Origin of the sequence: Trichocoleus sp. ST-U2, from assembly GCF_039961875.1 — a bacterium.
Taxonomy (GTDB): domain Bacteria; phylum Cyanobacteriota; class Cyanobacteriia; order Cyanobacteriales; family FACHB-T130; genus FACHB-T130.
The window spans coordinates 236,530-261,040 of sequence record NZ_JAMPJY010000002.1; the positions used below are offsets into that span (position 1 = coordinate 236,530).

Below are 24,511 nucleotides of genomic sequence, written 5' to 3' on the forward strand. Positions count from 1 at the left end.
TCAACACTTCTGCCAGTTTTTAAGAAAATTTGTCCCGTCACTCATCTTTATAATTATCGCAACAGATATAGAAAAAAGATTATGGAACACGCCAAATAAGGATTTTAGCCAGGTTCAATCAAGTTGAACCATCAAGTTAAAATAGATGTCTTGCAAACTGTCATTTAGCTGACATAATTTTAGAATTTATAATTATAGGATTGACTTAAAACTTACAATCAAGTTTATTAATCTTAGAGTATCTTGTTGCTTGTTTTATGATATAGAAATCGCAGCGGTACCGATAATCAAGGGCATCTGATACCACTTGACACGCACTACCAGAGGCAAAGGCTGATATGGGATTTGAGAGAACGCATTCATTCCAAAAGCAGAAGTCTTACATATCACAGCCGACGATTCAGTTGAGAAGTCGCCCGTTTGCGGCTCCCATACAGATGAAGCCGAAGGAGCAACAGACACCAGAAGAGTTAGCGAATCAAGCTTTTAATCAGAACAAGTTTGAAGCTTTTGGACTTCAGCTCAAGGAAGAGCGTGGCACCATCACCCCTGTCGAGCAGGAACAGTTAGGTCTGTTGCAAGCGAAAATGAATGATTACTGGGAGCAGAACCAGGAAAGGGCATCGCGAAGCGGATTTGACTTTTCTAAGGTTGCGGTTACTTTGCCTGGGGAACAAGCTGCCCCACAAATCCAGCCTATGGGTCGGCTAGGGACACCTGGAGTGCAACTGGGGGGAAAGCGATCGCCCTTGAACTCTTCGCAACAGTTGTCAGAACCACCAATACAGGCAAAGTTGACCATTGGGGAGCCAGGAGATAAGTATGAGCAGGAAGCGGATCGTGTTGCGGCTCAAGTAATCAATCGCTTAAATTCTCCAACAACCTTGCAACCTTCACTGGGAAAAACTGTACAGCAAAATAGGGGAGCTATTCAGTGCCAGTTACAACCACAGCCTAAAGGAAAGTTAGTTACTCATGTGAATCATAGCCCTACACTCCAGCGTGCGAAAACAGTAGCAAATGATGTAGCTGGTGTAGCCCGGAATGAGCTTTTTGGGGACGAGACCGCTCGTCGTAATACCTTGGGTGGGGGATTAATAAATCCTAACGCTATCGCTACGCAAGCGGTTTCGATTCAAAGCACCAATGGAAATACTCTTACAGGAAAACTCTACAGACCTGTTGGTGGTGGAGCAAACACAACAGTTCTGACTTTATCGGGAAGTGGGAGTTCAGCAGAGGACTATATGACAAAGATTGCTCGTGAGTATGTTCCTGCTGGGGCACAAGTTTTAGCTATAAACTATCGAGGGTTTGGAGACAGTTACAAGACCGTCAATGGACCCGGTGGCGGCGGGGGCGATCCAAGCGAAGCCGGACTCTATGAAGATGCCGAAGCTATGTATGACTATGTGAGAAATACATTGAATGTCCCATCAACTGACATCATTGTTCATGGCTATTCGTTAGGTAGTCCAGTAGCTGCTACTTTAGTGAAGCGAGTTATGAAGAGTCGGGGCGAAAACGTGAAAGCTTTGATTTTAGACCGGGCAATGCCAAGCACCTACAAAGCAGCAAAAGCGAAGGGTAGCAATGAAGTAGAGGCACGTATTGGTCAAGCTTTAGCAGGCGACATGGATACGAAAGCAAAACTTAAAAAGATATTGAGTTTGGCGGGAGGAGCCAATTTACCTATACTCTTTACAAGCGGTGGAGCAGCAGACGTATTATCTGCTGAAGATCAGGCACTTGCAGCTTGGGCAGGGCAAAATAACAAGTTTGGCAACAATGCGACCTCTGTTGTAAATCCGAATGCTGAGCACGAAGATCATCGGCTAATTATGAATGTACTAATTCCTGCATTACAAGGGCGAGGGTTAATCTAAAGGTCGATGTCAAACAAAAATTTCATATATTGAGAGAAATTTCTAATAAAAAACGTGGTACAAAAGAAAGAATTTCTGCAATTTTTCTAACGGAATCTAATGTGGAAATCCTCTTTTTAGGTTCAATAACGCAATTGATAGTTATCTAAATCCCTATACGTCAGCAACTGTCCATTAAGCATTCCTATCCAGCAGGACTCAAGGAGGGCTGAACTTGTCCTGTTTATTGCATCTCATGAGTGATACTCACGGCTAACCTCTAAAACATCAATCAACACTGCCATGCTCAACCTGTTCCCCAAATTTTCAGTGGCGATCGCTATTGTCACTCTTGGTTCTGCTGCGATCGCAACCAGTCAAGCCCAAGCGTCTATCGTTACCTATGACTTCACGGTTAATGTGACTCAAGGGTCATTAACCGGACAATCATATAGTGGAACGTTTAGCTACGATGATTCAACCTTAAAAGGCACTGGAGTTGAAAAATTGGGCGTTGCTCAGGGCTTAAGAGTTTGCATGAATTATTTCGGACGCAATTACTCAGAAACGAGCGATCGCGACTATCCAAAATTTCCAACGCTTGTGTTTAAAAACGGCGATATCAACCATCTAGACTTTTGGATACAGCCGCAAAAGCGTGTTGTCTGGTGGAACTTACCTGGATGGGAAGTCAATTTATCAAAGAGACAAGCTGGTGCTGACGTTCCAAATTGCGCTAAGTCTAATCCCTAATTATTACGCCATTTGTCATGAGTCATTAATCCGTAGCAAGGGCTAATGACTCACGAATCAATTACCCAAATAGCTATTTGCTATCGCCTTGACCTGTTACTTTCTCAACCAGTTCTTTGGCTCCTTCAACTAAGCCATTCTCTGCCTGTGGCCCTTTGTTTGCTTTTACACTTTCGTTGTAAATCTCATCCTGCTTATCTGGATTCCGAGCTTGTTCTGCGGCTTCTTCGTAAGCTTCTTCTCGAAAACTAGCGTCTTCAGTAGGGTCTGAAGTACGGTTAATATTTGCACTTGAGCTTGTCGCTGCATAAGCAGGCTGATTTGCAAAAATGAATAAATTGGAGAGGCTAAGCAAACTCACCGTAACCAGAATCAAAATACTGTTGCGAAATGCTTGCCCTAATGCTGAAAAAATGCGCTGCATTATTTAATTCTCCTTGTTGTTGTATTTCGTAGAATCTGGCAATACGCGAGAATCGCTGACCATCAAGGTCATTTATAGAACCAGTGGTCAATTGATTAGACCAGAGAGATTCTACGGGTATGGCGATCGCGCACCCTTCTGCCGCAAGATATATTCAAGGAGTCAAAATAATTAAAGATTGTTACAAGTCATAGGTCATGGGTCAGTAACAAAGAATGCATGACCCATAACGATGGACTGGTGACTAATGACTTAATTAGCCTTAGACAAGGGATTTTTTATTCGGATACCGCAGACTCAAACAATTGCCCAAAGGCATCTAGGATCTGCTTAGGGATGGCTCGCGGACGCATTGCGGCAAGATCCACCCACACCCACAACGCCTCTGCTGTCACTAATAGCGGAGCTTCTTCCTGTTTGCGGATTTCATAGCGACGGATGGCACGGGTTCCTTGAATTAGGTGCAGCCAGGTGGTAATTTCTAAGCGATCGCCTGCAACAGCAGAACGCAGATAGTCTATCTCGATCCGCCGCATTACAAAGCCGCCGCCGAGTTCCTGGTAGACTTTCTGGTTAAAGCCGAGATGTTCATCGTGTTCGACTGCTGCATGTTCTAGGTAATGCTGATAGACTGCGTTGTTAACGTGCCCCAAGGAGTCCATCTCGTGGTATCGCACGCGCAGTCGGCTTATGAACTTTTGCATCCGTTAATCAGAATATTTTTTCCAACTTTCAGGCTAGCCCATCGTTTTACAGAATAAAAGCTCCTTTTGCATCCCTAAAGCTATGTGCCAAAACCGATACCGCTAGTCCCATCTTTTAAGCCACTTTGTTGATTCTTGTGTTCGTTCGTGTGTTCATTTTTCGGTTCATTGTCAGTATCACTTTCATCGCGCGGCTGCAACAATGCCAAATGAAAGGCTTGTCGTGTTTGGGAATTTAAGTAACGCTCTTGTAGGGGTTGCCACTCTTGCCATGCTTCGTAAACAGTTTGATCTAGCTGTTCAGTTAGCGTCGGTAGTTGATGTTTGAGCTTGGAGTGCAAGACATCACTCAGCACATCTACTAAAACAACGCAGTCTTGAATTTTTCCCAAAGTTTCCTGAACTGACTTTACGTCTTGCAGATAACCTGCATAAGCAGGGCCATAGAAGTCAGAAAATAGTTCCATTTGGTAGCGCACGCGCTTGGCTTCTTTCCGCAAACTGTGGAGAACTTCTCCCTCATCTGCTAAAAGTCGCGATACAGCTGATTGTTTTAGTTCTTTACCTTCAATCTGTCCAGCTTTAAATTCAATTCCTAGCAACCAACCTGGATGGAGCAATAACTGACTTATCTCTGGCAACAGTAGATCTGGCAGAACCGGCTCTACCGGCATCTGAGCAATTTCTTGATAAGTCGGATGCTTCAACCACCCTTGCAACGATTGCTTGAGTTTGTTGTATTGCTGATGCTCCAGGGTATCCCGGACTTGTTCTAGCGCGTGTTGGCGCTGTTTATCCAGAGCATTCGTCGCCTCTTTTAAAGATTTCTGTTCTTTAGAGGGTAAATTCGGATGGTAACGATTTTTTAGGGCGTCCTGAAGCACGTCTAAATCCCGCAAACCGCCAAGACGATGACCAATTTTGCCAATCTTGTTTTCTTGGGCTGACTTGGGAAGATCCAGCGCGGGTGCAAAACCTTTTACCGCCGAACGCAGGCGACGAATTCCCACGCGCATCTGGTGTAACGCTTCTGGATCTTTGTCTTTGATAACATCAGATTCGTGCTTAATCGTTTTTTGAAAGTGTTTTTCAATCGCTAGGTATGCCCAGTCTCCTAAAGTCTTGGCTTTTTCTTGGGTATGCTTTTTCATGACAATATTGGCTCTAAACGCGATGGATTGGATTAGTTAATAGCAGGACAGGGTTGAGTTGAACGGTTAAAGTACCACATTTCCACCCAGGTTTTGGTATTGGAGTCTATTGCATCCAGGGAGTATTTGTGATATGACCCGGATAGGAAACCCACAAGTCGTATCGGGTTACGGCTTCGCCAGTTTGTAGGTTTTTGAGGAACGGCTTGCCAGTCCAGATTTGGCAGCTACAGAGGTTTTTGACTTCCTGAATCTCAAAAAATTCAGCTTCGACGGGTTGCAGTCGAAAAAACTCAATATGCCAATGAGCGGGTTCAACGGCAACATGAGTAGTAGAGGAAGTCTTTTCAGTTAGCTGGGAATTTCGGTTATCAAGCTGAATGGCGCTGGGGAGAAAATCGATATCCAGCACATAAGATTCAAACCCATGCTGTCGGGCAAATTCTATGATTTGCTGCCAATCATAGATGGGTTTTTGCTCTCCCTGCTGGGGAGTATCGTCTCCAAAGCAGTAACCGCCAAACAGCCAAACCAGTTTTGACAGGATCGATTCTACACGGAGGCGATCGCTTCTTAAAAGTTCTATATCTTCCGGTAGCAAGATGCGCCCCGGAACACACCACCAATATTCCCAGAAAGTATTCGCATCTAACGAAACTATCCGCTTGACGACTCCCGGAATGCGATCGCGTTGTTGGATGTGACGAATTTTTTCCTTAGATGCGCTTTGTCCCGAAATCGGCAAATCTCGATTTGCTGCTAGGGGATGTTCGGGCGCGGTCGTCATTTCTTGGGGGAAAAAGGAGTCGAGGTTCAGCACGGATATTCTCTCACTACACCTAATGCAGTGTTCCATTCTAGATCCTAGAATAGGCTCTTGGATCTAGATATTTGTATACCTTTGGTTGAATAAGTTTAAGCTTCATTGGCTCTCTTTCGAGATAGAGGGAAATCACGCTAACCTTAAAAATAGAATGGTTAGTGTAGCGGTACGCTCCTTGCAGACTGAAGACTAAAGAATAGACGTTAATAACTTCCATCAATTAGGAATGTGGCGTTTCAGACCACTCAACCTAGAGAATGTCTGGAAAGTTATAATCGAGATGCTTAAACGGCAAAGCGAATTTAGCCTTAACTTGAACAATAGAGAAACCCATTATTCGCAAAGTTTCAATGGGTAGTGCATAAGCTAAACTGACTTTACAAATACTTACGGCTACCTACTTATATGAATCGGGTAGAATTGTATAAGGATAAGATGAAGGGATAAGCGTGTGTTAGAAATTCTCCTCATTTTTGTTGTTAGTCTAATACCAGGGCTGCTTTCAGTGTGGCACGTTCGCAGGATAGAAGCACGAAACATGGCGGGTTTGCAAGCAGCAATGCAAAGGGTAGAAGCTATGCAAATGCAAAGAATGCAAGTGCCTTTAGACCAACATTACATTGAAGGTGTTGGCTATTTAATTGGGGATATTACTTGCCAGTTTAATGCTCATTCGGCTTACATCCGTTGTGCAGTAAATCCCTTTGGTCCTTGCCAAGAATGTCCCCATTATCAATCTAAAGAATACAATTAAGTTGAATCCATAGAAACATGAATCTTTCTGAGCTAGGAATGGACACTAGAAAAATATTAGTAAAATTTAGCTAATTTACCCTTATCAGCTTTTAGAAATTTAGATTATTTGTATCAACTTACTGAGCAGCTCGACAAGATAAAAAATTTAACCCTAAGAAAATCGCCGCAATCGTTCCAGAAACGCATACTTTCCCCTGGGCGATTGTTTCTATAACTTCTGAAACAGGAATCAAGACAACTTCAATATCTTCGGTAACATCTAGCCTTTGTTGACTAGCTAAATGAACATTTTCAGCTAAAAATAAATGGATATTATTTGTATCTTTTGGTGGATTGTCATATAAAATTGTCAATTGAATGAGTTGCTCGGCAACATATCCCGTTTCTTCTTCTAATTCTCTGGCGGCGGCTACAACACTATCCTCTTCCTCTGGATGAAAAGCACCCGCAGGAAGTTCTAATAAAATTTCTCCGACGGCATGACGGTATTGACGGACAAAAACAATTTCTTTTTGCTGAGTGATTGGTAAAATAACAGCTATATCAGGTCGAATATTTACAAAAAAATCATCGACAATTTGCCCGTTGGGTAATTCGACTTCATCTTGCCTAACTTTACACCATTGATTATTTATCACCATTTTAGAATTTAAAATTTTCCACTTGCTAAGGTTTTTCATAAACTAATCCAAAGTAGATTCAAAAATCATAAAGCATACAACAATGCAGATTAGCGTAGAAACCTTCACGGTAAACAAGCGATTTCCTTTAACCATCAGTCGCGGGACGACAGCGCAAACCATGAATGTGTGGGTACGCGCGATCGCAGAGGGGATTGAAGGCTGGGGGGAAGCTTCGCCTTTTTCCATTGGAGTCGGACAACCGCGACAAACCACAGAGATTCTCTTGGAGGCATTGCAAGGCATCGCGCCGCTGTTGGAGGCATATAGCCCTTGGGAAAAGCAGAAAATTGAGGAAGTATTGCAAGCAGCGCAAATCCCTTCTGCGGCGTGGGCGGCAATTGATATGGCGTTGCACGATTGGCAGGGAAAGCGGCTAGGATTACCGTTGTGGCGTCTGTGGGGGTTGGATCGAGATCGGATTGTTCCCATCTCTGTGACGATTGGGATTAATTCCCCATCGGGTGCTTTACAGCGATTGCGCGATTGGCGGCAGGTGACAGGGGCAAATGTTTTGAAGGTGAAATTGGGTAGTTCCGAAGGAATTGAAGCGGATCAAGCGATGCTGATGGCAATTCGGGAGACAGCACCGGATGCTCAGCTAAGCGTCGATGCCAATGGGGGTTGGAATCTGGAAGACGCTGTGATGATGTGCAGTTGGCTGGCAAAGATGGGTGTTAAGTATGTGGAACAGCCGCTGGGACGAGAAGCAGAAGTCGGGATAATGGGGGAATCGTCGTTTAAGGAATTGTACACGCGATCGCCTCTACCCATTTTTGTAGATGAAAGTTGCTTTACTCGCAAGGATATCCCGCAACTGGCAGACCGCGTTCATGGCGTTAATATCAAACTAATGAAGTGTGGCGGCTTAACGGAAGCGATTCGCATGATACATACAGCGAAAGCTTGTGGATTGCAGGTAATGTTCGGTTGCTATTCTGACAGCGCCATCTCGAATACGGCGGCGGCACAACTCTCCCCCCTAGCGGATTATCTAGATTTAGATAGTCATCTGAATCTCATCGACGATCCTTTTAGCGGCGCATCCATACAAGATGGGCGATTGCTACCCAACGATTTACCCGGATTGGGAGTTATCAGAAGGACGGAGAATATTAGCCAAGCAGCGCCTTAGTGCTGGATAAATTTCTGTTCCCTATTTTCTAAAAAGCTGTGCATTTGACATCTAAACATCGAGTCGCAATTCTGCTACATGAAGGGATTCGCGGCATCCACGGCAAAACCGGACTGGCGCTATTGCGCTACAGCGAAGCGCTAGTGGTGGCAGTCATCGATCGCCAGTGTGCGGGAGAGTCATTGCGAAAATTGACGGGTATCCCCCGCGAGGTTCCGATTGTCGCTTCTCTGGAAGAAGCGCTAGCTTACACACCCGATATCTTGGCGATTGGGATTGCGCCGCCTGGGGGTGCCCTGCCAGCCGAATGGTGGCAGGAAGTAAAACAAGGGATAGCAGCGGGGTTGTCTATCGTCAATGGACTGCATACTCCAATGGCGTCCCATCCGGAGATCCAGACATTGTTGAAAGATGGGCAGTGGATTTGGGATGTGCGTCAGGAACCCGCAGGATTAAAGATAGGAAGCGGACAAGCGCGATCGCTCGCTTGCAAACGGGTTCTCGCTGTCGGCACAGATATGGCAATCGGCAAAATGTCAACCTGTTTGGAACTCAATAAAGCCGCATTGCAGCGCGGTTTGCGTTCCAAGTTCTTAGCTACAGGTCAAGCGGGTTTAATGATAGCGGGGGATGGTATACCCCTGGATGCCGTGCGGGTTGACTTTGCTGCGGGTGCTATCGAGCAAATGGTGATGCTGTTTGGCGAAGAGCATGAGATTCTGTTTGTTGAGGGGCAAGGTTCCCTGTTGCATCCCGGTTCAACTGCAACGCTGCCACTGATTCGCGGGACTCAGCCGACGCATCTGGTGCTGGTACATCGAGCGCAACAAGCAACCATCCGCAATCATCCCCACGTTCCGATTCCGCCCCTGCCAGAAGTCATACAGCTTTACGAGACACTGGCAGCGGCTGCCGGTGCATTTGCGCCAGTGCGAGTGGTCGCGATCGCTCTCAACACTGCCCATCTTGACGCTGATACTGCACAACGAGCGATCGAGCAGATACAGGCAGAAACAAAGCGTCCCTGCACCGATCCAGTCCGCTTTGGTGCTGACACAATATTAGATGCCGTAATGTCTAATCCTTAATCTGTGGCTTCTGACTCTTCGCTGGTTTGACGGCTGTCGGCTTCGTAATTAGCAGCCAACCCTCCGCCTGATTAATCGCTTTCACCGGCTTTAAATTCAGGTGCTTGAAGGTGGATTGGTCAAGTAAAAAATAAGGTTGAGCGTCACCTTTCCAACGCTGCTGGAGTTCGGCATCCGTTGCGGGGATGACTTGGCGATCGCTATAAAAATTCAGAGAAGGACGACCATGATCGTAGGATGTGTAGATTGGCTTATTGATGGGAGTTTTGCGCTTAATCATCGCGGCAACGGGTTTAACCGGATAGGCTTCTGCGAGTTCCCAATTCCAGTGCGGCGATGTCATGAGTAGCAGTAGCGTTACATACGTACCCCAAAATAGCAGGGGAATAAATTGCAGGTCTTTTTGATAAATCAAAACTGCCGTTATCAATAAAGTCAAAGCAGCCGATGCAAACACCAGTTGCAAATTCCAGTTCGGTTGGGGGCCAAAGGCAGCAAAATAAAAACTACCGCTTAGCGCCGCTAAACCCATGACTGTCAAAAGCGGTACCCAAGAGCGGGGATAGGATTTCTTACTCGACGCATTCCAAATTTCAGCAAGCTGGGCACCTCCCAATAAAGCCACTGCTGGGTAAATCGGCAGTACATACCAGGGAAGCTTTGTTCCCATCACCGAAATGGCTACTAGATAAACACTCATCCACACCAGTACCAGTTTTGCCCAGCTCATATTGCGATTTTCCCAAGCAAGGCGCAATCCTTGGGGCAATAAGAATAACCAGGGCCAACCGTACTTTAAGATTTCCAACAGATAGTACCAGGGGGGACCCGCGTGATTCTCGACGGGTGCCCAAATCCGCTGCAAGGATTGACTGAAGATGCCGGTGTTTACGAAAGCCTGCCCGTAGTGGAGAAATTGGGCACCATACCAAGCGGCAACTGGCACACTGCCCAAGAGCAAACCAATCCAGAAATAGAGGGAAGTTAACAGTCTGGGAGTATCCCAAGCTAAAAATACCAGGGCAATATTTAAAAGTAATAATCCCATCATGCCTTTAGTCAGGCAAATCAACCCAAACCCGATACCGGCACCGAGAGCGTAGCGCAAGTTTCGACGCGATCGCAACACGCACCACATCATAAACAGGAAGAAGCACAACACTGCCCCATCCAGCATCGCCAGACGTCCATGACGCACAACGGGTAGTAGCGTTAAGTAAATCAAAGCCGAGAAAAGAGCTGGAAGGCGTCGCCGGAATAGTTCCCGTCCAATGCCATACAAAAGCGGCACACAAGCGGCACTCAGCAGCGCCCCAGGTAGGCGCGTTGTCCACTCATTTACACCGCCGATTGCGTAGGCACCGGCAATCAGCAGATGCATTAAAGGCGGTTTATTGAAATACTCCGTACCTCCCAACGTCGGATACAGCCATCTCAAAGAATCAAACTTTGCCTGCCAAATCTCACGAGCAACCTGGGCAACCGTTCCCTCATCCCAATCCCGTAAAGGCAGTACGCCCAGATTGATTCCAAATAGCAGGATAGCCGCTAGGAATAACCCTAAGACCCACAGCCTTTCCACCCATCTGTCAGCTCCTCTAATCTTCTTTTTTGAACGACCCCACGCAAAAGTTTGACGATCCATATTTAACAAAGCCCGTGGTATTTAGCGGCAATCCAACTTCATTCCCTGCGATTTATCTAATTCAATCATCTGACTAAAATCACAAGGTAAGTTTCCATGTCCTTATGAAGTTTGCATAACTCTATAGAATAAAGCCGGATTTTCTATCTTAAAGTGACCGAGGAAAACTCTCGCCATGCCTGCTCTAACTCTGTAGGACAATCTCAGAGTTGGAAACACTCGCAGCGTTTAGACTCAGTTTTACAGCGGTTAGACGCTCGTTGCGTTCCGAATTATAAAATTTATACCAGTAGTGAGAGTCATACGGAAAGTTTTTTTAGTCATCTATCGGCACATTTAGCATCGCCACCATGCAAGTGTAACGCCGACTTACTCTGTTCGCGTAAGTGTTGCTAGCGTACGTGTTGCGGCTTTGTGAAGAGTGAGCGCACTCTTTAACGATTCGGCAAGGCGAGATAACTGGCTGCTGTGAGAAGCGGGGTATCTGAAGTGCTGGCTCACAGCTCAAATAGAATTGCGATCGCAACACTTTATCGTTAATCGCTAAAAGATGAAAACTAGCTGGATCTCCCAAGATGAATCCTGGCGGTTAATTTCAATCTGGCGAATAAATTCTCGAAAGTAGAATCGTCGCTCTGATTCTGACAAATCTAGCCAAAATTGTGAGATAGATACAGCCTGCGCGATCGCTTGTAAATCTACTGGCGGCAGACTCGCCATCTGCGATTGCAATTGAGAGATTTCTGTGCGTAGCTTGTAGGCGCGTAACTGGGCAGTTTCTGAATCTAGAATGCCATTCTCTGTAAGCGTCGGCAACTGAGCTAAGATATCTTGCTTCGCGGCAATTTCATGGGTAATCGTGCCCTTAATTCCACCCATATTGGGAACATTCACCGCCGCTACTGCGCGGGGTAAATCCTGGCAGATTCTCTCAATCGTTTGCTCCAATACTTCCTGATAAGAAATAGCCTTACATTTGGGCTGTTTAAAACACTTGGTTGGACGCAGATAAAGATATTCTCCCTGTTTGCGGGAAGCGGTGACGCGGGTAATCGTCATTGGCGACTGGCACTCTCCACAAACCACTAATCCCGCTAGAGAACGATTTGCACTAGCGGTACGAGGAGGCAAACGGCGGTTACGGCGCAGCAAGCGGTCAATTTGCGCGGCTTCTTCCCTAGATACGATGGCAGCATGGGTATCAGAAAGAATCTCACCATTTTTATACGCAGTGTCACCGCGATAGACTGGGTTCGTTAGCCAGCGTTGTCCAGTAGAAGCGGAAATTTTCTTGGCGTATTTCTTTTCTAGATACCGCACTGCACCACGTAAAGAACCATACAGCAGAAATTGTTCAAAAAAATCTTTGACGACCGGCGCGGCGCTGCGGTCTAGGATATAGCGGTCTTTACCTCGTCGGTAGCCGTAAGGAGCTTTTCCAGGCGCTGGCGAGGCTTTGAGCCGCCGCTGAGCGTGTCCTTGACGGATGCGATCGCTGCGCTGCCGACTCTGAATTTCTTGCAGCAGTTGCAGGGGTGTCTGATGATACGCAACTGATTCGGTAGTAATAATTTGAATGCCGAGGGATTCAAGATCGAGGATGCGATCGCATACTTCTTCCACCGAGTTTCCCAATTCTGCCAGTCGTCGGATTAATAAATAATTAGCGGGTTCTTCTTTACAATCTTCTAACAGCTGTCGTAGTTGTTGACGTTCCCCTAAATCTTGATAAACGCTATCTATTTCCCAACCCCACATCAAGGGATCGGGTGCAACTTCAAGCAACGGGTCAGTATAGGAATATGCAATGATTTTCATTGCAGAATTATGTACCAAGCTGCCAGGAGCAGCCTGAAGAGTTTAATTTTAGCTTGTGTAGGTAGGCTTCGTTTCTGTAGCCCCACGCTTCTATCGTGCAGACAGGTCTTCGCAATTCGCAGGATGCTCCCAAAGTGCCCTGATTAAGATTCATGGTTGACAGCTCATTCACCTAACTCAATGATGTTGCCATCAGGATCTTGAGTAAACAGCGCAGCGCGACCAGAAGCGCTCATTTGTAGGGGGTAGTTGTGAGCCATAAGCTTCTCCTTAGCAGCGTCTAAGTTGGCGACCAAGAAGGCTAAATGCCGATTCCGACCTAATTTTTCAGAATTGACTAAATCTGATGGTATAGAGTTGGCAACAATCAGGTGAATTTGAAACTCGCCGACTTGATACCATGCGCCGGGAAATTTCAGCACTCTATCCACCTTCGATAATCCCAACACGTTCCCGTAAAATTGCTCGGCTCGTTCCAAGTCAGAAACGAGAATGGCTGCATGGAGACATTGAGTAATCTGCATTGCTAGTTATACTTTTACCTGTAATCATACCATTTTTACCTGGAGGTCAACGAATTCCTTAGAACCAAAAAATAAATAAGAGAAATCGAGCGATCGCTTGATTTCTCTTACTTAAAGAACTGTCTACTTAAAACACATGACCGGAATCATCGTCTTCGCCTAAAGGGTATATAAACCTTCGGCTGTCATGCCAAATCGAACAACAGAAATTCCGTGCTATTTTTGGCTTCTATGGCTATCTGGTTTTCGTCACTGATTGCAGCGCCATCTCCAGCAGCCAGTGGCTTACCATTCAAACTGATATCGCCTTTGATAACTTGCAGCCAAGCATGGCGGTTAGGGTTGATTTGATAATTAACCTGCTGTCCAGCATCGAGCAAACTTGCGTAGAGATTGGCATCTTGGTGGATAGTAACCGAACCATCTCGACCATCTTGAGAAGCAATTAAACGGAGATTTCCGTGCTTTTCTTCAGCCGAATACATTTTCTGCTCGTATCTAGGTTTTAATCCCTTTTGATTAGGCGTAATCCAAATTTGCAGAAAATGCACTAAGTCAGTTTTAGAATGGTTATATTCACTGTGCGTAACTCCTGTACCAGCGCTCATAACTTGCACTTCACCCGGAAGAATAATGGAGCTGGTTCCCATGCTATCTTTATGCTCCAAAGCACCTTCTAGTACATAGGAAATAATTTCCATATCTCGATGAGAATGGGTTCCGAAGCCTTGGTTCGCTTGCACTCTATCTTCGTTAATTACGCGCAGAGTTTTAAATCCCATGTGCTGAGGATCGTAGTAGTTGGCGAAAGAGAATGAGTGATAAGAATTGAGCCAGCCATGATCGGCGTGTCCGCGTTCTTCTGCTTTCCGAATTGCAATCATTTTCATCTCCTATTTAACTTAAATGCCAGCGGCTAGAGCCTAGAGTTATCCTGGTTGTAGAAAGGCGATTTATTGCGTATCCCTTCGCAGACTAAGAAAATGGGATCTGTTGCCAGTTGGTGCAAGTAAAATTTATTTAGACAGGCTACGCTTTTGTCATGAAGAATACTAAACTTTACTGTGCGAACCATCACAAAACGGTGGATTTCTGGTGTACTTCCACTGGCATACTGCTACCTGTTTTTTGTCTTTCATTACAAACTTTACAGGGGGGGATTCCGTGTTTTGATGGGAACCATCGCCATAAGGTTGATTGTGAGATTGACCGCAACTGCACCAAAATTTAAGTACCCGATTCAAGCGCAAGCAGGATAGGTTTTTTATCAACAATAACGAGTTCACTCATTTTGCTTGTCCTTGGCTTTCTTGGGTGTCTTATTTTTGTATATTTATAGTTTAAAAAATGTAACCATAAAGTGTAAAGTATGCACTTTAAAGTAAGATAGTACCCAAAAAGATACTATGGAAGCTAAAAGCGAGAATTTTGAAAGGAAGACTTGTCCAGCAGAAACTACCTTAAAAGCAATTAGCGGACGCTGGAAGCTTTTGATTGTGGCAGAACTATGGTTAGGAGTTAAACGGTTTGGGGAACTGCAAAGAGGGCTGGAGGGAATCACTCAAAAGATGCTCACGCAGCAACTTAGAGAAATGGAAGAAGACGGAATTATCCATCGTCAGGTTTATCCGCAGATTCCCCCAAAAGTGGAATATTCTTTGACCCCTTTAGGAGAAAGTTTGAAACCGATTATTCAGGCAATGCACGAATTAGGCACGCAATTATAGAAATTATTGGCAGAAATTATTGGCGAGTATAGCGATGCTTCACCCCAATCGGAAAATATTCTGGATCGCCGGTGGGAGTTAAGGTAACTTGCGGCATTTGGTAGGTTGGGGGGACATAGTTTGCAAACTCGCTGTTGAGGCGTTGTAGCTGGGACAAAATTGAAGATGCGATCGCTTCCTGCTTGTCTTCACTGGCTTCCACTTGGGGCGCTAACTCCACAACCACCGACAGGAAGCGGTTTTTATCTGCATCTTCCTGAACCTGCATGACAAACTTACCCGTCACCCACTCTCGAATCCTGGGTTGTTCTAACCCCACCGTCACATTCTCCGGGTAAATATTTGCGCCGAAATAGGAAACCGTGAAATTAGACCGTCCAAACACATAAACAAACGGTAAGGGAGGAATTCCTCTTTGTGTAGCCCGCGCTGCCGGATTGAGTTCGGGTAGCCCTAACCCGGAGGTTTCGGGATGAGGAATGGCACTTTCACCTTGCAACGCCGCGACTGGATCGAAGTCCCATTCTGCTAAAAACTGGAGCATTTCATCGTAAGGGATTAAGCCTCCCGTATCGGAGATATGATAGCGGATCAGCGGAATCCCGTTATCGCCGGAAAACAGCAATGTGCCCTCGTGAACCTCAAAAAAGCGACTCAGTGGGTCATACTGTACCAGCGTTGGCAAGCGAGATTCCCCAAATAATGCCTTAGCAGCATCTGGATGTTCTGCCAGAAATCGACGGATGCGGATACTCAGCGGGGTTTCGTTGCCCAAGACGCCTGCATCGGCTGTCCCATAAAGCGAAGCTGAGTCATAACAAGGATTTTGAGAACCGACTCTTTCTCCGACAAGATTGCGCCATTCTTCGCTAAAGACTTCTCCCGCAAACACCATTTTGATGTGATATTGCTGCCACTCCACACCCCGCGCTATGCCACTATCAATAACATCCTTCAAAAATGGTGGATATCCCAGCAGCACCACTTGCTCAAATGCAGAACCCAGTTCTTGCACGACTCGAAATATCTCTTCTTTATTATTGCCAGGAGTAATCACTGTAATCGGGTATCCTTTACTGGCGAGATAGCGACAGCAGTTTGCTGTGTATATTCCCCCAACCCAAGTCCCTAAGGTAAAGCAGATGACAGCCAAGGTGCGGCGGGTATCAGCCTGAAAACTATCATGAAATATCTGTTCAAAGCGAATCGCGATTTGCAGTTCATCCGTGAGGAAACGAGGCCAAAATGTCGGCTTTCCCGTTGAACCGGAGGAAACAGCAATCGTATCGCACGCTTCTAATTGTCCATTGCGGCACAAGTCTGCAAGGGAGTGACGCAACAGGTAATTTTCTTTGGTAATGAAGGGAAGTTTTTGGAAATCTTCAAAAGTTTGTATCGAATCAGGATCGATACCTTGTTCCTTCACAAAAGCTTGGTAGGCGGGGACACTCGCAGAAACCTCGTGGAATAATTGCATCGTAGCGGCTTCTGGGGAGGTGCTGCGATACTGTTGCAGCCGCCACTGGAGGGGAGTACCCAGGAACGATTGAAAAGCGGTGAGTACCCGTTGACGTTGTTCTTCTAGCATTGTCCTCCCTCTCAGTTTTGTATTTAAGATCAGGCTAACGTAGGGAAGGCGATCGCTTTCAATCGCTTTCATCAATCGCATTACTTGGTAGAATCTCGGTCAATTTGTTATACCGTTACTGGATCTTCCACAGAATTGCCCCAGGTTAATCATGCCCCTCTATTGCACCAAAGGACACGAGAATCCCATTGATGGTCGCTTTTGCCAGCATTGTGGCGAACCGCTACCTGCTGTGGTGAGTAATACTGTTTTGCCGGGGATGACGCTGGGCGATCGCTATCGAATTGTGCGCGAATTGGGGCACGGTGGCTTTGGACGCACCTATTTGTCTGAAGACCTCAACCGCTTCAACGAACCCTGTGTTTTAAAGGAATTTGCCCCCAAGGTGCAAGGCACTTACGCTTTGCAAAAAGCTTCCGAACTATTTGAACGGGAAGCGGGTGTCCTTTACAAGCTGAAACACCCGCAAATTCCCAACTTTCGAGAGTTATTTCGGGTAAACCAGCGAGGGAACGGACGCCTGTTTTTAGTCCAAGACTATGTGGAAGGTCAAACCTATCGCGCGCTTCTCGAAAGTCGGAAACATCAAGGAGCGCGGTTTAGCGAGCCAGAGGTACGGCAGATCCTGCTGCAAATTTTACCAGTTCTAGAATATATCCATTCGATGGGGGTCATTCACCGCGATATTGCCCCAGATAACATGATTTCGCGAGCTTCTGACCAACTGCCCGTCTTGATTGACTTCGGTGGCGTCAAGGAAGTCGCAGCCACCGTAGAATCGGAGTTTAGCGAGACACCAGGGATGGAAACGGCGACCATCCATACTCGGTTAGGTAAGCCCGGATACGCCCCCGATGAACAGATGCAACGGGGAATTGTGTTTCCCCATAGCGATTTATATGCTTTGGCGGCAACGATGTTAGTGTTGCTCACGGGTAAACAGCCGCAAGAGCTAATCGACGATGGAACGCTTTTGTGGAACTGGCGGCGGGACGTGAACCTTAGCCCCGCTCTGGGGGCGGTGTTGGATAAAATGCTTTCACGACGACCGGGCGATCGCTATCAATCTGCCAGCGCTGTGTTACAAAGCCTTTCATCTGCCCACTCGCCTGCCCCAGCACCCGATCTTCCTCCCACTCAGCCACCCACCAAACCCCCGATGGCACCGACAATGGTGGTGGCTCGTGCCCAAATTCCCCCGCCCCCCAAGGCAATCGCCAACTCACCCCAGCCAATCGCCAACGCTACCCAGCCCATCCCAACCCCCAATCCATTACCGCCGCCAGCCCCCAAACCGCAATCTCCCTTTCTCGGTTTAGTGGGAAAAACTTTGGTCGTGTCGCTGCTGATTACGGGCGCGACTGGAATCGGCTGGTGGGCTGGCAATCTTTGGATACAATCACTGTCGAAGCCTGGGGAAGAAACCTCCGATGCCACACCGTCACCTAGTTCTTCGCCGCCCGTCGATCAAGAAAATCCTTCCTCGCAGTTTTCGCCTGCGGAACAGGCACGCAAGCAACAGCTGCGCGATCGCCGTCAAAGTCTCGGCGTTAACTACAATTTCTATGTCAACTGGGTGAATGAAGTTTTCTGGACTCAGAACCCCAATCAACGAGGGCGCACGCTGGGGAATGGGCCAGAAAATGAGCAATTACGAGAGCAATGGGATCGGATCGCAACTGAATTGCTCGATAAGCTAGATCAAGCGAAATTACCGGGCGCAGCCAGACAGCGTTTGGGAAGCTATGGTGCAGCGGATCGCGATCGCTGGAAAGGGCAAGTCAACCAGCGAAACCTGAGCAGTCGCGCCCTCTACGATCTCGCAGATGTGGTATTTTTCCAAGTATTCCCAGAACAGCGGGGCAGAGATTTTCTCAATCAGCCAGTCGGTCAAATCTGGCACGCGATCGCTGGGGAGAAAGTCAAAGCAGTGCAATCTCAAGAGGCGCTGGAAACAATTCGCTTTGCTTCAGGGGCAGTGGGCAAACGAGTCAGCGGCACCCTCCAACCAGGAGAAGGAAAAGCCTACATCGGCAACTTTGCCCAAAATCAATTATTAGCAGTTAACTTTACGGGGAGTTCAAAACTGCGGCTTTCCCTTTACCCCCCAACCAGTACATTTCCCCCAATCCTCGAAGACTCCACCGAAAAAACTTGGTCGGGAACCCTGCCTCAATCAGGCTACTACGAATTCATCGTTGTTTCCGAAGCTTCCCAGCCCGTTGATTATCAACTTGATATCGGCGTGGAAAACCCTCCGGCTCCCTCACCTGAATCGGCTGAAACGACCACTGCTTCTCCTGAACCGGCACAAACAACCACTCCTTCCCCCTAAATGAAACCCCTTACCTCTTTGGGGGAGAGTAAGGGGTGGGGTTCAGATAAAAAGCTCGGATAACGTCTACAGCCGTACCTGCGGCAAATTGCTGCGGGGATTGAAGGTGCGGCTCTCCCGGATTTTCTCGTAATATTCTCGTTCCGTAGAACTGAGTTCTTTCGGCGTCACAATCAAAATCTTTACCAGCTGATCGGAACGTCCGCCTTTAGGATTGGGCCAACCTTTACCGCGCAACCGCAGAGATTGTCCCGAACGGACACCAGGGGGAACGTTGACAGTGACAGAACCATCCGGCGTCGGCACTTCCACGGGTGCCCCCAACACGGCTTCATCTGGCGTTACCGGCACTTCGCAGACGAGATTATCACCATCGAATTGGAAGAACGAGTGGGGCAGCAGCTCCACGGTTAAGTACAAGTCACCCCGCTGCTGAGTATAGGGGCTGACTGAACCTTTGCCTTTGACGCGAATTCGACTGCCCTGTTTCGTACCCGGAGGAATCCGAACGTCAATGGCTTCATTGCCTAAATCTAAACGCTTCTGGACGCCATGAAAAGCCTCGGATAGGCTGAGTTTGATGACCGCTTCTCGATCGGCGGCTGCGGCGGCTTGCGGATCGAAGCCAGAATACCCGCCAAAGTCTGTATACCCAGTGGGGCCTGTAGAAGTGCGATAAGTCGTGCGGCGTCCAGCACGGCTGCCAGAACGGGCACTGGCACCCCCTAAACCGCCCAGGAGATCGTTGACAAATTCATCAAAACTGCCGTACTGACTAAAGTCAAAGTCGCCAAAATCAACGTTCACTCCGCCTGGATAGGGTGACGCTCCTTCCCCGACTTGTTTCCAGTACTGTCCGAACTGATCGTACTTTTTACGTTTTTCTGGGTCGGATAGCACTTCGTAGGCTTCGCTGACTTCCTTGAAGCGAGCTTCAGCTTCTTTGTTGCCAGGGTTCATGTCGGGGTGGTACTTTCGTGCCAGTCGCCGGTAGACTTTTTTGATTTCATCGGCACTGGCGGTTTTAGTAACTCCCAGGATGGCGTAATAGTCTTTAAAATCGGTCGCAGCCATCAACCTCCCTCCTCTCGTCTAAATATTTAGTTTAAGTTTTATTTTTTACCTTCTCAGAGATAGGGTATCAAATCAGTCAATGGATATAAGTTCGGCTTTTCCTCACTGATGCGATCGCGATTTCCGTACTTGTCGCTGAGTAACGAATTAAACGATCGAGTCCATCAGCTAGGGTGGGCGGAGCGTCTACCAGTTGGCGATGCATCTGTAAAATAACTTCTTCCGGGACTTGGCGCAGTCTTAATCGATTTCTTTCTAGACATTCCTGCACTGGCGTATCCAGCCACAAGCCGGTAATGTGGGTAAAACCGCGATCGCGAGAAGTAGCGATCGCTTCCCGGCGATGTTTACGAGCCGCATTCGTCGCGTCGAAAATCGCTTGTCTATTCTCCTCAACTGCTTGCCTGAATTGGCGCTGTACTTCGCTCCACACCAACAGCCACGACCCTTGAATCGCTTCATCCCCGAACAGTTGTTCCCGGATCGCGTCTGTGGCAATCAGCCGATGCTGAGGCCATTCTGCTACGAGCTGTTGTGCTAGAGAAGATTTGCCGCTACCGGGCAACCCAATTAGGAGAATTAATCGAGTCATGTTTCGGTGTTGGGAGTGGGTAATTAGAGTTTTGAGTTTTGAGTTAAAGAGAGTTCTTTAATTCAAAACCCAAATTCAAACGCGAGAATCGCGTCTCTACTTCAACTTTTTCCCAATTAGCAACTCCCGGTACTAATTTCCACCCTAAATGACGGTTCCATCGGGAATCACGGCATTTTTCAGTACCACAACAATCCCGCTACGGATGTAGAAACCTTCGCTTTCGCGGTTGGCTTCTTCCACCCTGTCTTTATTAATGATTTGCACATTGCAACCAATGTGAGCGTTTTTGTCAATGATAGCGCGGCGAATCCGGGTGTCCGAACCAATTCCCAAGGGAACTTTACCGTCTTCACAGTGAGCTTGTCGTTCGGCGAAGGGTTGGTATAAGTCGGCACCCATGACGAGGGAGTCTTCAATTAAGGAACCCGATTCAATGCGCGATCGCACTCCCAAAACTGAATGCTCAATCCGGCATTCTTTCAGGATGCAGCCTTCCCCAATTATCGACTCGGTGATTTGGCAATCTAACAGCTTACTGGGCGGTAAGTAACGAGCGCGAGTGTAAATCGGAGCATCCTCATCGTAGAAACTAAAAGGCGGCTGCGGTTGTCTGGTGAGAGCCAAGTTCGCCTCGTAGAACGACTCCATCGTTCCAATATCTTCCCAGTAGTCATTAAATAAATAAGCTTGAACGTTATAATCCTGCGCCGAAGCGGGGATAATCTCCTTACCAAAATCGGTTCGCTCTTGGTTAGTTTGCAGCAGATGCATCAGCACGTCTTTTTTGAAGACATAAATCCCCATTGAGGCGATGTAGGGATTTTTCTTCGCTTGTTCCGCACTCAATCCCAGCGTTGTCGTATCGACCTGCATCTTTTTGAGAGCATCGCCTTTAGGCTTTTCGCTGAAATCTATCACCCGTCCGGTATCATCGATTTTCATTAAGCCGAAATCGGACGCCCGTCGCTCATCCATTGGCACAACGGAGAGGGTGATATCGGCATTAGTGTCGCGGTGGCGTTGCACGAACTGGCGATAGTCCATGCGGTAGAGATGATCTCCTGACAAAATCAGGTACTCATCAACATCCCACTCATCCAACAGCCAGAGATACTGACGGACAGCATCGGCAGTGCCTTGGAACCAGTTGGGGTTTTCTGGCGTTTGCTGGGCGGCTAGCACCTCCACAAACCCTTCTGTGAACCCTGCGAAACTGTAGGCGCGGGCAATATGGCGGTTGAGGGAAGCTGAGTTGAATTGGGTCAGAACGTAGATTTTGTAAATTTCTGAGTTAATGCAATTACTGACTGGAATATCGATTAGGCGATACTTTCCTGCCAGAGGCACGGCTGGCTTCGCTCGCAACTTGGTCAGCGGGTAAAGGCGGGTGCCAGCGCCACCTCCGAGAATAATGCTTAGAACTTTTTTCACTTCAAACCTCTCGATTGCCAGTCAACTCCCAAAACCAGTGTCGGACGGTCTGGAGCAGTTGGCAAGGGGGGGAGGGGGAATCGATGTTAGGGGTTATGGATAATTCGGAAAAAGTTTCAAGGAATCAGTGTTGAGTTTTGAATTAAAGCACTCTTTTTTATTCAAAACTCAAAATTCAAAACTCAACACGCTCATTTCCCACCGCCCTATTGCAGTGCCATTTCCATCAAAATTTTCTGGGCACTTTGTTCTCTTTCCTTGTCACCGGGGTGGCGTTGGATGTAACGACCATCTGGTTGTAAATCCCAAGCGTGACGGTTATCGGCGAGCATAATTCCTAAGATTTCTTGTAAATCTTTAGAAATTTCGGGATCTTCTATTGGCGCGATCGCTTCTACTCGTCGATCCAAGTTGCGGCGCATCCAATCAGCACTGCCGATATAAACTTCCTCACTGCCAGCATTTTGAAAGTAAAAAATCCGCGAGTGTTCTAGATAACGCCCGACAACACTAATCGTCCGGATATTTTCACTGACTCCTTCCACACCGGGTCGCAGACAGCAAATTCCGCGGATAATCAAATCGATTTTTACCCCAGCGATGCTAGCTTCGTAAAGCGAGGCAATGAGTTGGGGATCTGTCAGTGAATTCATCTTGGCGACAATTCGACCGCTTTTGCCATGATGGCAATGTTCTATCTCGCGGCGGATCAAGCTCAAAAAGCGATCGCGGCAGTTCACCGGCGACACCAACAACTTGCGGTAAGACCGTTGCCGCGAGTAACCCGTCAAGTAATTAAACAAATCCGTCAAATCCGCCCCCAAGTCTTCACGGCAGCTTAATAGCCCCACATCTGTATAAATCCGAGCGGTTTTGGGATTATAGTTCCCCGTGCCGATGTGGACATACCGGCGAATTTGGTTTTCTTCTCGGCGTACCACCAAAACCACTTTGGTATGCGTCTTTAAACCCACCAACCCATAGACCACATGAACGCCCGCTTGTTCTAACTTGCGTGCCCAGTTGATATTGTTCTCTTCATCAAAACGGGCTTTTAGTTCCACCAGAACCGCTACTTGCTTGCCATGCTCAGCCGCTGTAATTAGGGCATTGAGAATCGGCGAGTCCCCAGATGTTCGGTAGAGAGTCATTTTAATCGCCAGCACATTTGGATCGATTGCCGCTTGGGTAATGAAGCGCTGTACCGTTCCTCCAAAAGATTGATAAGGATGGTGAACCATCAAATCTGCGGTGCGAATGACCGAGAAAATATCTTCTCCCTCATCCAAATCTCCTTCACTGAGCCGCCGCAGGCGTGGGGGTATCCCTGGCGTCCACACAGGGTCTTTCAGTTCCGGGAGTGGCAATTGCATGAAGTACATCAAGTCTGCCAGCCCCAATAGCCCGTCCACCTCGTAAACATCCCGCTCCAACAGCCCCAGTTCCCGCATCAGCATCCCTTTCATGGATTCGGGCATTGAAGCTTGAATTTCCATCCGTACCGCCGAACCACCCACCCGACGCTTACGCAGTTCTTGCTCAATCGCTAGCATCAGATCGTCGGCTTCATCTTCTTCCACCTCCAAATCTGCATTACGAGTGATTCGGAAGGGGTGATATTCCTGGATATTCATCCCCGGAAACAGTGACTCTAGATTATGAGCAATTACCTGTTCTAGGGGCACACCCATCCAAATCAGGCGTTCATTCCGGAATCGTTCCTCTTCGAGTCCAGACGACCGACTTCCCAGCCCGGACTCCAACCGTAAGGGCAAAAATCGAGGTAAAACTTTTGGGACTTTCACTCTAGCAAACAGTTCTTCCCCCGTATCTGGGTCTTTCACCACCACAGCCAGATTCAGACTGAGGTTAGACATATAGGGAAAAGGATGGCTGGGATCGACGGCTAAGGGGGTCAGAACTGGGAAAATTTGCTCTTCAAAATAGTTTTGCAGGTAAGCCCGCTGTTCCTGGTTCAGATCCACGTAGTCTAGAAGATGAATGCCTTGCGCGGTCATCAAGGGTCGCAATGCTTTCTCAAAGTGTTGATGCTGTTGTGCTACCAGAGGTCGCGCTGCCAAGCTAATCTCTTCTAGCTGGTCGCTTGGCGTCCGACCATCGGGCGTCAGCTGGCTCACTTTTGCTTCCACCTGTTGCTTAAGAGCAGCAACGCGCACCATGAAGTATTCGTCGAAGTTGGCACTAAAAATCCCCATGAATTTCAGGCGTTCTAGCAGCGGCGTCCGAGGATCGATCGCTTCATGCAAAACTCGATTGTTAAACTCCAACCAGCTGAGTTCGCGGTTGAAATAGTACTGCGGATGGTTTAGGTCAATATTATGGTGTGTTGCTGCGGTCTTTTTCGCTTTTGACATAATTCTAATGGCAGTCAGGC

General features: G+C 47.3%; 21 protein-coding genes. 7 read left to right on the forward strand and 14 right to left on the reverse strand.

The genetic code is table 11. From position 1 onward, the window contains the following. Positions 1 to 338: 338 nt before the first annotated feature. Both NC996_RS02355 and NC996_RS02360 read left to right on the forward strand, forming a co-directional pair. Positions 339 to 1,886, forward strand: a complete 1,548-nt coding sequence (locus NC996_RS02355) for an alpha/beta fold hydrolase (protein ID WP_190685803.1) — start codon at positions 339 to 341, stop codon at positions 1,884 to 1,886. A gap of 282 nt (positions 1,887 to 2,168) precedes the next feature. After that, positions 2,169 to 2,618 (forward strand): hypothetical protein, encoded by a 450-nt coding sequence (locus NC996_RS02360; RefSeq protein ID WP_190685805.1) that lies wholly within the window; start codon positions 2,169 to 2,171, stop codon positions 2,616 to 2,618. Between the two features lie 73 nt (positions 2,619 to 2,691). Here the strand turns inward: NC996_RS02360 and NC996_RS02365 are convergent, their stop codons facing one another. The 4 genes from NC996_RS02365 to NC996_RS02380 form a co-directional block, all read right to left on the reverse strand. Next, positions 2,692 to 3,042 carry a hypothetical protein gene (locus tag NC996_RS02365; protein ID WP_190410708.1) on the reverse strand — a complete coding sequence of 117 codons (351 nt, stop codon included), beginning with the start codon at positions 3,040 to 3,042 and terminating at the stop codon, positions 2,692 to 2,694. A gap of 278 nt (positions 3,043 to 3,320) precedes the next feature. Continuing rightward, on the reverse strand, positions 3,321 to 3,746 hold the full coding sequence (locus NC996_RS02370; RefSeq protein ID WP_190410709.1) for a thioesterase family protein: 426 nt from the start codon (positions 3,744 to 3,746) through the stop codon (positions 3,321 to 3,323). An 80-nt stretch (positions 3,747 to 3,826) separates the two neighbouring features. Next, positions 3,827 to 4,897 carry a CHAD domain-containing protein gene (locus NC996_RS02375; RefSeq protein ID WP_190685808.1) on the reverse strand — a complete coding sequence of 357 codons (1,071 nt, stop codon included), beginning with the start codon at positions 4,895 to 4,897 and terminating at the stop codon, positions 3,827 to 3,829. A 106-nt stretch (positions 4,898 to 5,003) separates the two neighbouring features. Beyond that, complete coding sequence (locus NC996_RS02380) at positions 5,004 to 5,717, reverse strand: hypothetical protein (protein WP_190685810.1); 714 nt, start codon at positions 5,715 to 5,717, stop codon at positions 5,004 to 5,006. A 454-nt stretch (positions 5,718 to 6,171) separates the two neighbouring features. On the opposite strand from NC996_RS02380, the gene NC996_RS02385 reads away from it, so the two are divergent. Then, the gene (locus NC996_RS02385) at positions 6,172 to 6,474 is read left to right on the forward strand and encodes a DUF6464 family protein (RefSeq protein WP_190685813.1); all 303 of its coding nucleotides are present in this window, start codon (positions 6,172 to 6,174) and stop codon (positions 6,472 to 6,474) included. A 118-nt stretch (positions 6,475 to 6,592) separates the two neighbouring features. On the opposite strand, the gene NC996_RS02390 is transcribed toward NC996_RS02385, so the two are convergent. Then, positions 6,593 to 7,156 (reverse strand): NUDIX hydrolase, encoded by a 564-nt coding sequence (locus tag NC996_RS02390; protein ID WP_190685816.1) that lies wholly within the window; start codon positions 7,154 to 7,156, stop codon positions 6,593 to 6,595. A gap of 43 nt (positions 7,157 to 7,199) precedes the next feature. On the opposite strand from NC996_RS02390, the gene NC996_RS02395 reads away from it, so the two are divergent. Continuing rightward, positions 7,200 to 8,291, forward strand: coding sequence for a dipeptide epimerase (locus tag NC996_RS02395; protein ID WP_190685819.1), 1,092 nt, complete (start codon positions 7,200 to 7,202; stop codon positions 8,289 to 8,291). Between the two features lie 38 nt (positions 8,292 to 8,329). Next, positions 8,330 to 9,379, forward strand: coding sequence for a DUF1611 domain-containing protein (locus NC996_RS02400; protein ID WP_190685822.1), 1,050 nt, complete (start codon positions 8,330 to 8,332; stop codon positions 9,377 to 9,379). Here the strand turns inward: NC996_RS02400 and NC996_RS02405 are convergent. The 4 genes from NC996_RS02405 to NC996_RS02420 all read right to left on the reverse strand — a co-directional run bounded on the left by NC996_RS02405 (position 9,369) and on the right by NC996_RS02420 (position 14,250). Next, positions 9,369 to 11,024, reverse strand: coding sequence for a glycosyltransferase family 39 protein (locus NC996_RS02405; RefSeq protein WP_190685826.1), 1,656 nt, complete (start codon positions 11,022 to 11,024; stop codon positions 9,369 to 9,371). The two genes, NC996_RS02400 and NC996_RS02405, sit on opposite strands and share 11 nt — an antisense overlap. A 543-nt stretch (positions 11,025 to 11,567) precedes the next feature. Beyond that, a complete protein-coding gene (locus tag NC996_RS02410) occupies positions 11,568 to 12,842 on the reverse strand; it encodes a recombinase family protein (protein ID WP_190685828.1) in 1,275 nt (424 codons plus the stop codon). A gap of 164 nt (positions 12,843 to 13,006) precedes the next feature. Beyond that, the gene (locus NC996_RS02415; RefSeq protein WP_190410719.1) at positions 13,007 to 13,366 is read right to left on the reverse strand and encodes a VOC family protein; all 360 of its coding nucleotides are present in this window, start codon (positions 13,364 to 13,366) and stop codon (positions 13,007 to 13,009) included. A 185-nt stretch (positions 13,367 to 13,551) separates the two neighbouring features. Then, on the reverse strand, positions 13,552 to 14,250 hold the full coding sequence (locus NC996_RS02420) for a pirin family protein (RefSeq protein WP_190432761.1): 699 nt from the start codon (positions 14,248 to 14,250) through the stop codon (positions 13,552 to 13,554). Positions 14,251 to 14,772: 522 nt separating this feature from the next. Here NC996_RS02420 and NC996_RS02425 point away from each other — a divergent pair. After that, entirely contained in the window at positions 14,773 to 15,093 is a 321-nt protein-coding gene (locus NC996_RS02425; protein ID WP_190685830.1) for a helix-turn-helix domain-containing protein, read from the forward strand. A gap of 16 nt (positions 15,094 to 15,109) precedes the next feature. Here NC996_RS02425 and NC996_RS02430 read toward each other — a convergent pair whose 3' ends face one another. Next, positions 15,110 to 16,681 (reverse strand): phenylacetate--CoA ligase family protein, encoded by a 1,572-nt coding sequence (locus tag NC996_RS02430; protein WP_190410921.1) that lies wholly within the window; start codon positions 16,679 to 16,681, stop codon positions 15,110 to 15,112. A gap of 151 nt (positions 16,682 to 16,832) precedes the next feature. On the opposite strand from NC996_RS02430, the gene NC996_RS02435 reads away from it, so the two are divergent. Next, complete coding sequence (locus tag NC996_RS02435; protein WP_190685833.1) at positions 16,833 to 19,016, forward strand: serine/threonine-protein kinase; 2,184 nt, start codon at positions 16,833 to 16,835, stop codon at positions 19,014 to 19,016. Between the two features lie 66 nt (positions 19,017 to 19,082). On the opposite strand, the gene NC996_RS02440 is transcribed toward NC996_RS02435, so the two are convergent. From NC996_RS02440 to ppk1, 4 genes are all read right to left on the reverse strand, one after another. Then, entirely contained in the window at positions 19,083 to 20,090 is a 1,008-nt protein-coding gene (locus tag NC996_RS02440) for a DnaJ C-terminal domain-containing protein (RefSeq protein ID WP_190685835.1), read from the reverse strand. Positions 20,091 to 20,166: 76 nt separating this feature from the next. Beyond that, complete coding sequence (locus NC996_RS02445; protein WP_190685838.1) at positions 20,167 to 20,682, reverse strand: AAA family ATPase; 516 nt, start codon at positions 20,680 to 20,682, stop codon at positions 20,167 to 20,169. Between the two features lie 144 nt (positions 20,683 to 20,826). After that, on the reverse strand, positions 20,827 to 22,116 hold the full coding sequence (locus tag NC996_RS02450) for a glucose-1-phosphate adenylyltransferase (RefSeq protein WP_190685841.1): 1,290 nt from the start codon (positions 22,114 to 22,116) through the stop codon (positions 20,827 to 20,829). Positions 22,117 to 22,322: 206 nt separating this feature from the next. Then, positions 22,323 to 24,491 carry a polyphosphate kinase 1 gene (gene ppk1, locus NC996_RS02455; protein ID WP_190432756.1) on the reverse strand — a complete coding sequence of 723 codons (2,169 nt, stop codon included), beginning with the start codon at positions 24,489 to 24,491 and terminating at the stop codon, positions 22,323 to 22,325. Positions 24,492 to 24,511: the final 20 nt, after the last annotated feature.

Coding starts and splice junctions, on each gene's coding strand:
- NC996_RS02395 (WP_190685819.1), top strand. CDS start 7,200: ATGCAGATTAGCGTAGAAACCTTCACGGTAAACAAGCGATTTCCTTTA.
- NC996_RS02370 (WP_190410709.1), bottom strand. CDS start 3,746: ATGCAAAAGTTCATAAGCCGACTGCGCGTGCGATACCACGAGATGGAC.
- NC996_RS02415 (WP_190410719.1), bottom strand. CDS start 13,366: ATGCAGATTACTCAATGTCTCCATGCAGCCATTCTCGTTTCTGACTTG.
- NC996_RS02440 (WP_190685835.1), bottom strand. CDS start 20,090: ATGGCTGCGACCGATTTTAAAGACTATTACGCCATCCTGGGAGTTACT.
- NC996_RS02435 (WP_190685833.1), top strand. CDS start 16,833: ATGCCCCTCTATTGCACCAAAGGACACGAGAATCCCATTGATGGTCGC.
- NC996_RS02375 (WP_190685808.1), bottom strand. CDS start 4,897: ATGAAAAAGCATACCCAAGAAAAAGCCAAGACTTTAGGAGACTGGGCA.
- NC996_RS02425 (WP_190685830.1), top strand. CDS start 14,773: ATGGAAGCTAAAAGCGAGAATTTTGAAAGGAAGACTTGTCCAGCAGAA.
- NC996_RS02355 (WP_190685803.1), top strand. CDS start 339: ATGGGATTTGAGAGAACGCATTCATTCCAAAAGCAGAAGTCTTACATA.
- NC996_RS02445 (WP_190685838.1), bottom strand. CDS start 20,682: ATGACTCGATTAATTCTCCTAATTGGGTTGCCCGGTAGCGGCAAATCT.
- NC996_RS02430 (WP_190410921.1), bottom strand. CDS start 16,681: ATGCTAGAAGAACAACGTCAACGGGTACTCACCGCTTTTCAATCGTTC.
- NC996_RS02405 (WP_190685826.1), bottom strand. CDS start 11,024: ATGGATCGTCAAACTTTTGCGTGGGGTCGTTCAAAAAAGAAGATTAGA.
- NC996_RS02420 (WP_190432761.1), bottom strand. CDS start 14,250: ATGATTGCAATTCGGAAAGCAGAAGAACGCGGACACGCCGATCATGGC.
- NC996_RS02360 (WP_190685805.1), top strand. CDS start 2,169: ATGCTCAACCTGTTCCCCAAATTTTCAGTGGCGATCGCTATTGTCACT.
- ppk1 (WP_190432756.1), bottom strand. CDS start 24,491: ATGTCAAAAGCGAAAAAGACCGCAGCAACACACCATAATATTGACCTA.
- NC996_RS02410 (WP_190685828.1), bottom strand. CDS start 12,842: ATGAAAATCATTGCATATTCCTATACTGACCCGTTGCTTGAAGTTGCA.
- NC996_RS02390 (WP_190685816.1), bottom strand. CDS start 7,156: ATGAAAAACCTTAGCAAGTGGAAAATTTTAAATTCTAAAATGGTGATA.
- NC996_RS02365 (WP_190410708.1), bottom strand. CDS start 3,042: ATGCAGCGCATTTTTTCAGCATTAGGGCAAGCATTTCGCAACAGTATT.